Raw genomic sequence first — 13,647 nt, 5'->3', positions numbered from 1 at the left:
GCGGTGTCAGCGGCAGAGGCGGAAGCGGTGTAGGTGGTGCCGCTCATCAAAGCGGCGGTAGGCACGGGGATAGACAGCGAGCCGGCAGCGATGTCGGCAGCGGTCAGCACGGCAGTGACGATGACGGGTGCAGTGACCCCGTCGGAGACAGACACGTTGACCGTATCACCCACAGCGCTGCTTGCAGCCAAAGCGACGTTGGCGGCCAAGGTGCCAGCCACACCGGGCAAGCCCGGGGTGTAGGCCAAGGCGACGGTGGAAACGGCCGGGGCGAGGGTGTCGAGGGTGAAGGTGATCGACCCTGGGGCGGAGATGTTGCCAGCCAAGTCGGTTTGATGCACCGCCACGGTGTGATTTGTGTTGGTGGTGGGTGCCGTGTAAGTGGACAACCATGGGCCGTTATCGACGCTGTAGGCCAGCGTGGCATTCAACTCAGGCGTGATGGCGCTGAGGGCGGCGCTGTTGGTGGAGGTGGTGGCACCGTTGGCCAAGGCGACGATGGGCGCAGCCGGGGCGACGGTGTCCAGCACATAGCTCTGTGCCACAGACGGCGGCGACACATTGCCTGCTGCGTCGGTCAGGGTGGCGCGGATCAAATAAGTGTCGTTGGCGAGCCCGATGGGCTGGAAGCTGACACTACCGTTGGCCAAGTCAGCCAAGGTCAAGGGCAGAGATGGCAGGGTTTGTGGCGCGGCGTTGGTGCCGGTGCCTGTGAGCGTGAGGTTCACCACATCCCCCACGGCTGCCGCAGTGGCCCCCGTGGCGGCCGGCAGGCCGACGCTGATGTTGAGCGGGTTAATGGCACCAGGGGTGTAAGCCACCGTCGGTGCAACAGGTGCGGCCGGAGCAATGGGATCGAAGATGAAACTGTTGGCACCTTGACCGATGGTCGAGCGGTTGCCTGCCAAGTCGATGCTGGTGGCGCTGAGGGTCAGGGTGTCGGCCGCCAACGCTGCCCCGGCACTTAGATGGATCGCACCGGCACCCAAGTCGGCGCTGGTCAGGGGCAGAGAGGTGATGGTTTGAGCGTTGCCGGCCAAGGTGCCGGTCAAGGTCAAGGTGATCACGTCACCTACGGCGGAACCCGCCGGCAGGGCAACGGCCACACTCAACGGCGCAGTGGGGCTGGCGGGCGTGTAGGTCACAGCCCCAGGTACGGGCGCGCTTGGGGCCGCGTTGTCCCACGTGAAACCGAGGCTGGTCGAGGCTGATGCCGAGCCGGTCGGGTCGAGCTGACGCACCAGCACCGTGTTGGCCCCTTGGATCAATGCAGCCGTGGGCAGGGCCACGATGCCGGAGGCAACGGGCGGCGTGGACCACGTTTGAGCGTTGTCCAAGCTGTATTGCACCGTGTAGCCCGGCAGGCCGGTGATGTTCAGCGTTGGGTCCGAGGTGAGCAAGTCGGTCGTGGACGCCCCCGTGTCGTTGGCCAGACTCACGCCCGGTTGCGGCGTGGTGCCAGAGAGTGTGAACGTGAACGGTGCGGCGGCCGTGGAGGCATTGCCGGCGGCATCAAGCTGGCGCACCAGCACGCTGTTGCTGCCGGTGGCGGCTGTGAAGCTGCTGCTCCAGGTGTTGCCGCCGTTGATGCTGTATTCCACCGAAGCACCGGCTTCCAAGCTGGTGCCGAAGCTTAGGGTGCCGATGCTGGTGATCTTGTCACCGGCCACGCCGGTGTCGTTGAGCAAGGCCACGGTGGGTACCGCAGGGGCGACCGAATCGAAGTTGAAATTGAACGGCGTGACCTGCGAGATGTTGCCGGCCAAGTCGGCTTCACGCACCAAGATGGTGTTGGCCCCTTGGGTCGGCACGAACGATGTCGCCCAAGTTTGGCCGTTGTCGGCGCTGTAGGCGGCGGTGCGTCCGGCCGAGGTCGTGACTTGGAGCGTGGCGTCGCGGGTCAACAAGTCGGTCGCGGATGCGCCCGTGTCGTTCAGCAGGCGCACGGCCGGTGCCGCTGACGTACCCGAGAGAACGAAGTTGAACGGTGCTGAGGTGGCGATGTTGCCGGCCACGTCGATCTGACGCACCAACACTTCGTTCAGGCCGGTATGGGCTGTGAAGTTGGTCACCCACGTGATGCCTCGGTCGAGGCTGTAATCCACCCTTGTGGTGGGGTTGGGGTCGATATTGCCCAGCGTGATGGTGCCGATATCGGTCAGGCCATCACCCACCAAGCCGGTGTCATTGGTGAGTCGGACCGTTGGCGTGAGCAGCGTGGTGTCGAGGGTGAAGTTCAGCGGCAAGGACACAGCGGAGGGATTGCCTGCGATGTCGGTTTGCCGGATCAACACCGTATTGACACCCTCTTGAGCGGCGAAGGGCGTGGTGGCTTGTGAGGCCCACGTGGCACCGTTGTTGATGCTGTACTCGACCAAGGCACCGGCTTCGGCGCTAAACAGAATCCGGCCATCCTTGGTCAGGAAGTCCGTGGTGAGCAGGCCGGTGTCGCTTTGCAAACTCAGGCTGGGAGCACTGGGGGCGATGCGGTCGAGGGTGAACGTCAGCGGGGTGGTGGCGGAGTTGTTGCCACTGGCATCGGTTTGACGCACCAAGACGGTGTAAGTGCCGTCCACGCTCGGGGCGGTGAAACTGGCGGTCCAAGTGGTGCCGTTGTCGAGGCTATAGCTCAGCGTGGCCCCGGGTTCGATGCTGGTGAGCGGTTTGAGCGTGGCGACCGAGCTGATGGTGTCGCTGGCCGACAAACCTGTGTCATTGCTCAAGCCCAACCCGGTCAGGGCCACCGGAGCGACGGTGTCGAGGATGTAGGTGAGCGGGCTGTTCGTGACGGTGGTGGTCCCGGCATGGGTCAAGCTGGTGCGGATGGTGTAGGTGGCATCGAGCAGGGCGCTTGAGCCCAAAAATTGGGTCACCTGAGCGGTCGCTACGTCGGTGCTGGTGAGCGGATGCACCGCTGTTTCAAGCAACTGACCGCTGCTGGAAACCAGCTCAAAAGTGATCTGATCACCGATGCTGGCTCCTGTGAAGCCAACTTGCACCGCCAACTGGTGTGAGCCCGAGGTGTGGCTGACCGTGGGTGCGTTCAACGTGGGGGTCGTGGTCGGCGGCGCAGGTGTGGGTGCTGGGGTTTGGGCCGTGGCGGGGCTGGGCGCAGCCGCCGCCAAAATCAGACCGCCAGCGACCATGCCGCCAGCGAGCATCCAAGGGTTGGTGGCTGCCAAGCCACCACTGGAGGCTGCTGCCGTCGCGCCGCTGCTGCCCCCAGCCGCTGCCGTCAGAGGGGGAGGCGCAGTGGTGGTTCCATCGGCGACCGAGAGCATGACGGCCGGATCTTGTCCGTTCATGGCCAGCAGGGTGGTGCCGGTGTCCGTATCTGTATGGCGCACCGTCGAGGCAGCTTCAGGGGCTGCGGGATCGAAGGTGGCGATCAGTTCCGCTGCTGAGGCGGCCTCGGCAGGGGGGGGCGTGCCCAGCTCATCCGTCGCATCCATTCCATCCGTGGCATCGCGGCGCATCGTTCTGCGCGGCACACCCGCTGTGGGCACGACTCCATGGCCCGCTGCGGCTTGAACACCAGACGGTTGCGGCTGCGCAGTCGAGCTTGAGGACCGAATCGAAGCGGACGGGGCGGTGTTGCTGGATGCCAAGGGCTGCTCGGAGATGGGCTCGTTCATGGTCGGATGCTCGGATGATCTGTGAGAGAGGACCGCGCCACGACGGATCAAGCCATGGCGATGTCTAACCTAGGTTTTATTGTGAAGGAGAGTGTCTGCGCTGGCTGTGGCGCGGATGTAACGATAACGAACAGCCAATGTTCGTAGGAACGAATCTGCGCAGAAAAAACGGTCTGCCAAAGCAGACCGTGGTGAGTGTGACCGAAGAACCCACAGCCGTTCAATCGTCTGCGGTCTGTAGGTTCCTTGTCAGTGTGCTCAGGGCAGGGTTTGCAATACCTGCCACGTCGCTCCAAGCCCGTTCAGATCCACCGCAGGCGTGGCCGCAGTCGAGTTGCCGGCGATGTCACTGACCGACAGTTGACCCACCGCAGTGATGGGTGTGACCGTGAGCAGGGACTGGCTGAAGCTGTTGAGCACGGTTTCCGTGAAACGCAGCTCCACCCGGGTGGTGCCATCACTCTGAAGTCCCAGCTGGATTTGACCATCCATCGACACGCCAGAGCTGGCGACCGATGTGGTGTAACCCAAGGCCCCGGCACCGCCAAACGCAGCCATGTTGGTGGCGTCGATGGTGGCACCTTCTCCGTACTGCACCTGCAATACCGCCACTGCGTTGCTCGTCCCCGAAGCCGAGGTGAACAACTCCGCCGCACCTGTGAGCACTGTGGGGGCCACGGTATCAACGGTCAGGGTGGTGAGCGCTGAGGGTGAGTAGTGGGTCACCATCATGCCGATGTTGACGGGATCGGCTGTTTGGGTCGATTCGCGGAACAGCAAGCTGTACGTACTGTCGCCCAGTGGCATCCCCAAGGTGTTCACGTTGATCCAGTTGAGCCCACCGTCTGAGCTGAACTCGACCAAGTCGGTCGGGTCAGCGCCGAACTGGGGCGTGATAACCAGCGAGCCGTTATTGGTGATGTTGTCGCCCACCAAACCGGTGTCCGTGAGGCCGATCACAGGTTGATTGACCGTGGCATCGGTGGCGACGACCCCTGCACCATCCACGCTGTAACCCCCCGCCAGCGTGAAGCTGAAGGTGGTGTTTGGCGAGATGTTGCCGGCCAGATCGGTCTGGTGGACGAGGAGGTTGTTGGCCCCCACCACCGGCACGAAGCTGTTGATGTCTTGCCAAACCGTACCGCCATTGGTACTGACTTGGACCGTGGCTCCCATTTCACCGACCACGTTCAGCAGACCCAAGTCGCTGGTGGCCCCTGTGTTGCCCATGATCGGCATACCTGTGATGGGATCCATCATCGTCAGGACTTGAACCGTCGGGGCGGCGGCCCCGGCGTCCAGTGTGACCGGCACAGTGACGATCTGCGAGATGTTGCCAAGCGCGTCGGTCTGCTGGAAAGCCACCGCAAAGCTGGTTTGCTGGGCCACCGGGTCCACCACGGCCGTGGCCGGGATGGCGTAGGTGCCGGTCCAAGGCGTCCACGTCGCACCGCCATCGGTCGAGTACGTTAAGGCGGCCCCCGTTTCGGTCGCGCTCGCGGTGATCGCGCCGTTGATCGAAACCCCATCGGTGCTGAACGTGCCGGTGTCAGCGGTCAGTTGTGCCAGCGGCAGCGGGCTGCTCTTGTCGATCAGCAGCGTGATGCTGGTGTCTTTGCCCCCAGGCACCATTTGTGCCACACCGTTGCCAGCGGCATCGATCTGGATCACATCGACGTTGAGCGTTTGCCCGCTCACCACGCCCTTGGCGGTGATCGTGGCCGGCAAGGTGGCCAGATCAGGGGTCCACGTCACACCGCCGTCGATGGAGTAGACGTAGCTGGAGGGGTGAGGATCGACGCCGGTCGCGACACTGATCGCTCCGGTGCTTGAATGGATCACACCACCGACCACGGTAGACGTGAGCGGGTCAGCCGCCAGCGTCAACAGCGGCTTTTGGGTGTCGAGAATGAACTCGTAGCCGCCGGTGGCGGCGGTGTTGCCGGCTGAGGTGGCGACATTGCCGACCAGATCGGTCTGGCGCACAAAGAAGTTGTACGGGCCATCGACGGTCGTCAGGGCCGCAACACCGGTATCGAGGACCCAGTTGATGCCATCCAAGCTGTACTGGATCACGCCGCCAGGTTCAGCCCCGCCTTGCGGATTGGGCATCGAATTGGCGGTGATGCCGTCTTGGGTGGTGATGATGGGGTTGGTGACGGTATCGCCGGTGTCACTCAGCAAAATCACGGTGGGTGCCACCACGGTGGTGTCGAGGGCGAAATTCATCGTCACTGGTACGCCAAGGCTCGAATTACCGGCCTTGTCTACTTGCCAGAAATCGACTGTGTACGCTCCATCGATCAAGCCCAAGGCGGGGTCTTTGGCCAACAGCGTCATGGAGGTCGCACCTGCTATCGGCACCATGCTGCCGGCGATCACGGGGCTGCCGTTCGAGGCCCCGCTGATGGGATCCACCGGGGTAAAGACGTAGTAAACCCGGTCCACGTTCGGGTCGAGCCCATTCAGGGTGAACTGGCCCAAAACGCCGACCCGGTCAAAGATCGTCACGCCATCCGGCACCGGGGCCAAGACGCCATTCAGGCTCACAGAACCCGTGAGCGGGTTGATCAGCGTGTCGATGACATAGCTGCTGGTGGCGGTGTTGGTGTTACCAGCCAAGTCGGTCTGTGTCACGGTGACCGCGTAGGTGCCGTCATTGACGCCAGGAATATTCGTTGCAATCGGGTTGACTGCCGAAGCTGTACCCGTCAACGGATCGACGGGAACCAGTGTGGCGGGCATCACCACGGCACCCGTCAACGTGTTGGTGATGCTGTACGTGACAGCGGCACCCACTTCCAAGCCTGAGAAGGTCAGGTCGCTGACGTTGGTGACGTTGTTCAGATCGGTACCCAGTGTCGGCAGGTACGCGGGGTACACCCCCGTGTAACCCAGCAACGCGGAATCCACCGTCGGAGCAACGACTGGCGGCAGAGCCACCGTGTCGTAGGTGAAGGTGAAGGGCGTGGTCGTTGCGTTCGCCAAGGTGCTGTTGCCAGCCTTGTCGATCTGGTCGAGCGACAAGGTATAGGTACCGTTGGTCAAACCCAAGTTGGCAGCGGTCAACGTGTGGTTGAGGGCACCAGCTACGGGGATGAAACTGCCGGTGACCGTGGGGTACAGCAGCCCGGTGGCCGGATTGATGAGTGCCGTACCGAAACTGTCCGTCACGGTCAGGGTGTAGTTCACCACGTCCACATGCGGATCCAAGCCCCCAATGACAACATCGCCGACTTGCGAAATCATGTCAGTGGCCGTGCCTGCCGGATTAAGCGCGCTGGCCGTATCGGTCACCAAGGTGGCTGTCAGGGTCGAGATGGCGGTATCAATCACCAGCGGCAAAGCTTGCGACTTCTGGTTGCCCGCCACGTCCGTCTGCGTCACGGTGATGGTGTACGCACCATCGGGCGAGCCGCCGACGCCGGTGTTGATGGCAGCAAGGATCGCTGCTGTATTGGTGACCGGATCCACCGCCACGGTGTTGTTGACCAAGCCAACCACCACACCAGCAGCATCCGTGACCGTGAAGTCCACCACGGCACCGGGCTCAACATTGGCCACCAGCAAGTCGCTCAGGTTGGTGATGCCATCCAAAGCGGTCGCTGGGTTGGTCGGGTTCGCGGTGTCAGTCACCAACGTCACCAGCGGCAGTGCCAAGGTGGTGTCGAGGGTGAAGGTGGCTGTGAACGGTGTGGCCGTGGTTGCGTTACCCGCTTTGTCGGTTTGAACAATGCTGGCTGAGTACACCCCGTCGCCCAGTGTTGGCGCGGCGATGGTGGTCAAGAACTGTCCGGCCACAAGCGGGTCGGCGACTGCGAGGGCGGGTGCCGTGACTGTTTGCGTGCTGACAACACCCAGCGCATCGGTACGGGTATAGGTCACCGTGATGCTGTCGAGGTTCGGATCGACATTGCTGATGGTCAGGCGGCCATCGTTGGTGATCAGGTCAGCGTTGGTGCCGTTGAAGTTGATCGCGGTGAACGAATCAACGGTCAGCGCCGCAGCGACAGTCGTGCTCGCGGTGTCTTGAATGAAGGTCACTTGGGCATCGCCCGAGGCAATCGCTGTGACGGGGTCGAGCGAATGCACCATCACGGTGTAAGTGCCGTCAACCAGTGGCGCGCCTGCCGCATCGAGGATGGTCAGCACGCCCCCCACCGGGGCCAGAACCCGGATCCAAGTAACACCGTTATCTAGGCTGTATTCGTAATCGACACTGCCGACCACACCGGGTGTCGCGGTGATGGTCGAGGTCGTTGTGACCACGACCGGGGTGTCGATGGAGCCGGTATCGGTCACCGCAAGGCTGGGCGCTGGGCCTGCGCCACTCATGGTGAACGTCAGGGCGGGCAGGGCAGGATCAAACACCGATACATTGCCGGCCAAGTCGGTTTGGCGTACCCAAACGTCGTTGATGCCCGTGATCGCGGTGAAGGTGGTGGCCCAAGTGAGAACACCGCCGACCATGGTGCCGTACTCGACCACCGCCCCGGCTTCCGGGGTGACGGCCAAGCCGCTGATCGGATCCACCAACTTGACGGAACCCACCGTGGTGATCTTGTCACCGACAATGCCGGTGTCGTTGACCAGCGCCAAGCTGAGCGGGGCGACCGCTGTGTCGAGGGTATAGCTGAGGCTGCTGGAAGTGATGTTGCCGGCCAAGTCCGTTTGGGTCACGACCACCGTGTGTGCGCCGTCGGCCAGTGCGGCACCGAGGGCATTGGTGGGAGTGAACAACCCATCGGCCACCAGGCCGGTCGCCAGTGGGGTGCTGCCGTCGATGGTGTACGTGACGGTGGTGCCGGGCTCAATGCCGGCCACGTTCACGCTGTTGACCGACGTTTTCAAATCAGCGTTGGTGCCGGCCGGGTTATTGAGGCTGGCGGTGTCGGTGCCCAAGGTCGCGGCCATGGGCGTGCCGACCACGTTGGGGGCGAGGGTGTCGAGCGTGAAGCTCAGGTTGGGCGTACCCAACACCACCGGGCTGACATTGCCCGCAGCATCGGTCTGGCGCACGTAGATGGTGTTCAAACCTTCTGCTGCGACCGGAGCCGTGGTCACCCAAGTCGCGCCGTCGATGCTGTACTCGACGGTGGTGGTCGCACCTGGCTCAAGGCCGGTGACGCTGTAGGCCCCGAGCTTGGTGATGCCATCGTTGGGCAGCGCGCCGGTATCGGGCACGAGCGTCACCACCGGAGCCAGAGCGACGTTGTCGAAGGTAAAGGGCAGTTGGGCCAGCTTGGTGTTACCCGCGATGTCGGTGCTGGTGATGGTCACCACATAAGAGCCGTTGGCCAAGGCGGGGTTGTTGGGAATCACCCCATTGCCCAAAGCATCCACCCCGACCGGGCCGCTGGCCACGGGGGTGGGGTTGCCCGCCAAACTGAGGCTGTACGTGGCGGTGGCACCAGGCTCGATGACACCGCTGACGTTCAAGCTGTTGTTGTTGGTGATGCCATCGGCAATCATGGCCGGAACGACGTTCAGATTGAACGAATCCATCGCCAAGATCACCCCCGGGCTTGCCAAGGTGGTGTCAAGCGTCAAGGCCAAGGTGCTGGTGGCCGAGACGGCCGAGATGTTACCGACTGCATCGCGTTGGCGCACCTCAATGGTGTAGGCCCCATCGGTCGGCAGCGTGGGGGTGAAGTCACCCAGCGGGTTCAAGGTGGTGCCGAGCCAAGCACCCACTGTGCCTGCGGTTGTGACGCGGTATTCGACTTGGGCACCCAGTTCTGGATTGGCCAGATGGAGGGTCGCGATATTGGTGATGCCGTCATTCGCCAGCGCGCCGCTATCTGTGACCAAGCTGATGATGGCGGCGGCCGGTGCCAAGGTGTCGAGCGTGTAGCTCAGCGGTGTGGCTGCGGGGGTGACGTTGCTGGCCGCATCGGTCAGCGATGCCGTGATGGTGTACAGGCCATCGACCAAGCCGCCGCCCGCTGCCACGTGGGCCATATGGGTGGTGAGCTCAATGCCGGAGACGGTGTGCAAAAAGGTCGTGGCCGTGCCAGCGCCATCGGTGAAGGTTAGCGTGACCAGATCGCCGGCCACGACATCCAGCGGCAAGGCCACCGGCACCGACAGGGGGACTGCCGCACCCGGGGTGTAGGCCACCACGGTACCCAGCGCCGGGGTACCCGGGGCCAAGGTGTCCAAGGTGTATTGCACCGGGGCAATCGTCAGGGTGTTGCCCGCTTGGTCTTTCTCGGTCACCGTGACGTTGTACAGACCATCCGGCAAGGGGTTGCCCAAGTTGTCAAGGGCGGGAATGGTGGCAAAGGTCTGACCGGGCGTGGTGGGCATGACGCCCGATGCTGCGGCCCCACCGTTGGCAGCCGTGATGGTGTAGGTGAGATCGAAGGTGTGCGGGTCGAGGTTGCTGACCGTGACCGCACCCGCTTGGGTGATGTGCGCACCTGGCACCAACCCGGTATCGACGGCCAAAGTGCTGGCCAAGCCGGCAATGGTCGTGTCGAGGGTGAAGCTCAGCGTGGCGGGCAGCGTGACACTGCTGTTGCCGGCTTTGTCTTCTTGATAAACGTCAACGCTGTAGATGCCCGCCAGACCCGGCGAGAGGATGGTGGCGCTGATCGGCAGCCCTGTGATCAGATTAAAGGTCGGCGTGGTACTGACCCAAGTACCCAAGGTACCGGCCGTGGTGTCATTGATCCGGTACCAGACCGCGCTGATGGATGGATCAAGGCCCGTGACCGTGATCGCGCCATCGTTGGTGAAGCTGGGGTTGGGGCCGGGTTTGTTCAGCGTCAGCAGCGGTGCAGCCAGCCCCGTCGGCATGAAGTCCATGGTGTACTGGATCAGCGCTGGGGTGCTGCTGTTGCCCGCTTGGTCCACTTGGTAGTAATCGACCGTGTGAACACCGTTGGTCAGACCATTGGCGACGACCGAGGGGATCACCAACTGATGCAGGCCGGTGACCGGATCGTGGGTCAGGGCCAGCACATCCACCGTGGTCCAAGTGGCTGCGCCGTCCACGCGGTAAATCACTTGGGCAACGTTCGGGTCGATGCCCGTCAAGGTGACCGTGCCATCAGTCGTGATGGCCATCGGGCTGTCTTTCAGGCCGGTATCTACCACCGAGGCCGTGGGGGCAACGATGGCGTTGTCGATGCTGAAAACCAGCGTATCGGTGGTGAGGTTGCCCGCCACGTCAGCTTGTTGCACTTCGAGCGTGTAGTGACCATCCACGGTCGGGCCGGTGATGGTGGCAGCCCCTGTGGCATCAGCGGTCACTGCGGCCCAAGGGGTGATGACCCCTGAGGCCGTTTCGATGAAGCGGTACTGCACCGTGCTGCCGTTCAAACCCGCCACACCGATGTTGCTGGCTTTGGTCACACCGTCGAGTGCGGTGATGCCGATGGGGTTGGTGTCAGTGAGCAAGGTCAGCACGGCGGCTGCCGGGGCCACGGTATCGAGCGTGAAGTTGATCGTGCCGGCAGCCGAGGTGGTGCCGCGCGCGTCGGTCTGACGCACATCGACGGTGTAGGCCGAAGCCGCCGTGCCATCACCGACGGTGGGTGCGACGTAAGGGGTCGTTCCCCATCCTGCGCCGTTGACTTGGTATTCCACCAAGGTCGCGGTCGGGTCGATGGTGACGTTTAGCGCCGCGTTATTGGTGATGTGATCGACGCCCGAGACGCCCGAGTCACTGACCAAAGCCAAGCCTGGTGCGGCGAGGGGCAAGGTGCTCAGCGTGTAGGTGAGGGTCTGAACCGACTGATTGCCGGCTGCATCGGTTTGACGCACTTGCACCGAGTACAAGCCGTCGGCGGTGCCATTGGTGGGCGGCGATGGGATGGTAGTGCCGATCAGCGGGGTCCACACACCGGGTGTCGCCGCGCTACTGAGGAGGTATTCGACCGTGGCACCCGCTTCCAAGCCACTGACGGTCAAGTCACCGCTCAGGGTGGTGGGCGTGGTTGCACCGTTGGTCAAGGCGACCGTGGCGAGCGTCGGGGCAAGGGTATCGAGGGTGAAGCTAAGGGTGGGGCTACCGACCGTGACGGGGCTGGTGTTGCCAGCGGCGTCGATTTGACGGACGTAGACAGTGTTCACACCTTCGGCCGCGACAGGCGCAGCAGGGGTCCAAGTCAGGCCATCAGCGCTGTACTCGACGGTGGCACCGGCTTCAACGCCGAGGGGTGCTTGAAGGGTGGCATTGCTGGTGATGCCATCACCGGCCACGCCCGTGTCGGTGGCCAAGGCGACCGTTGGTGCAGCGGGGGCAAGGGTATCGAGGGTGAAGCTAAGGGTGGGGCTACCGACGGTGACGGGGCTGGTGTTGCCAGCGGCGTCGGTTTGACGGACGTAGACGGTGTTCACGCCTTCGGCCGCGACAGGCGCAGCAGGGGTCCAAGTCAGGCCATCAGCGCTGTACTCGACGGTGGCACCGGCTTCAACGCCGAGGGGTGCTTGAAGGGTGGCATTGCTGGTGATGCCATCACCGGCCACGCCCGTGTCGGTGGCCAAGGCGACCGTTGGTGCAGCGGGGGCGAGGGTGTCAAGCACCACATTGCCGGTTGTCGAGGTGAGCGTCGAGGTGTTTTGAGCGGCGTCGGTGTAGCTGACGCGGGTGGTGTAGGCCCCGTCCGTGATGCCGGCAAAGGTGTAGACGTTGCCAGCGACGGTGGGGGTGACGTTGACGACCGCACCTGTGCTGTCGAGTAGCTCGACCTTGGTGGTGGCAGCGTCTGCGGGGCTGCCGGCGAGAGTGACGTTGACGTTGCTGGTGCCGGGGCTGACGATGGTGTGAGCGAGGCCGACGGTGGTCAGGGCCGTGCTCGGGGCGATGGTGTCAAGGCCGAGGTTGCTGGCCGTGGGTGCGAAGACCGCCGCATTGCCAGCGGCGTCGGTGTAGCTGACGCGGGTGGTGTAGGCCCCGTCCGTGATGCCCGCAAAGGTGTAAACGTTGCCAGCGACGGTGGGGGTGACATTCACCACGTTGCCGGTGCTGTCGAGCAGTTCAACCTTGACGGTTGTTGCATCGAGTGGCACGCCGCCCAAGGTGAGGGTGACGGTGCTGGTGCCGGGGGTGACAGGGGTATGAGCGAAGCCGACGGTCGTATTGGTGGTGAGCGGCGCAATCGTGTCGAGCACCTTGCTGACCGAGGTGGCGGCAGTCGAGCTGTTGTTGGCGGCGTCGGTGTAGCTGACGCGCGCCGAGTAGCTGCCGTCGGCCACATTACTGAAGCTGTAGACGCTGTTGGTGCCCGTGGTTTGGGTTGCGACCACGACACCTGCACTGTTCAACAATTCGACCTTGACCGTGGCGGCGTCGGTGGGTACGTGCGCCAGCGTGACGTTAAAGGTGCTGGCGTTGGCCCCTACCTTGGTCGAAGTCAGGGCGATATCGCCAGTGACGGGTGCGGTGGGCGGGGTCGTATCTGCGGGTGCCGGGGTCGGCGCAGGGGCGGCTGCCTTGCTACCCCCGCCAGCGGCAGCCAACACGAGCACGCCTGCACCGGCACCCCCGTAGATCAACATCGGGTTCATGCCCGCTGCGGCGGCTGGAGCCGCCGGCGCTGTGGCTACGGCCGCTGCCGGAGCGGCCACGGCCGGGGCTGCTGCACCTGCTTCAGCAGCGGTGGCCGCTGGGGCGGTGATGGGCGGCGGTACAGCGCTTGGGTCGTCGTCCTTGGTGCTCGCCGGCGTGGTCGGTGCGGTGGGTTCAACCGGGGCAGGTACGGGGTCTGCCGCTTCAGTGGGGCTATTTGCAAGCGCTTCACTGGCGTCTTCGCCATCGAGGAGATCTTCTCCGACCTTCAGGCGGCGTTGCTTGGGCACCACGGTGCTGTCTTGGCCGTTTTGGACCGCCGAAGGGCTTGCTGCTGCCGCCGCTTGAGTCACCCGATGGCCCTGCACAGCCGCTGTAGCGGCCTGCGGAGCATGAACGGGAGAAGACGGTTGCGCGGTGGCGCTGTGATCGTTGAGTTGCTCGTTCATGGAAAGGGTGCTCTCTGAAAAGGGGGTCGGTGATGACAAGCAGTGC

2 protein-coding genes are annotated in these 13,647 nt (G+C 63.7%); both read right to left on the bottom strand.

Features of this window, described 5'->3' with window-relative positions:
• On the bottom strand, positions 1–3,635 hold a 3,635-nt coding region (locus AC3VI7_RS09665), incomplete at its 3' end, for a beta strand repeat-containing protein (RefSeq protein WP_489671486.1).
• A 258-nt stretch (positions 3,636–3,893) separates the two neighbouring features.
• Positions 3,894–13,601, bottom strand: a complete 9,708-nt coding sequence (locus AC3VI7_RS09660) for a beta strand repeat-containing protein (RefSeq protein ID WP_489671105.1) — start codon at positions 13,599–13,601, stop codon at positions 3,894–3,896.
• Positions 13,602–13,647 lie beyond the last annotated feature (46 nt).

Source organism: Leptothrix toolikensis (SeqCode) (genome assembly GCF_057922285.1).
The sequence above is the reverse complement of the archived record's forward strand: the minus strand, read 5'-3'. Positions and strand labels throughout refer to the sequence as shown.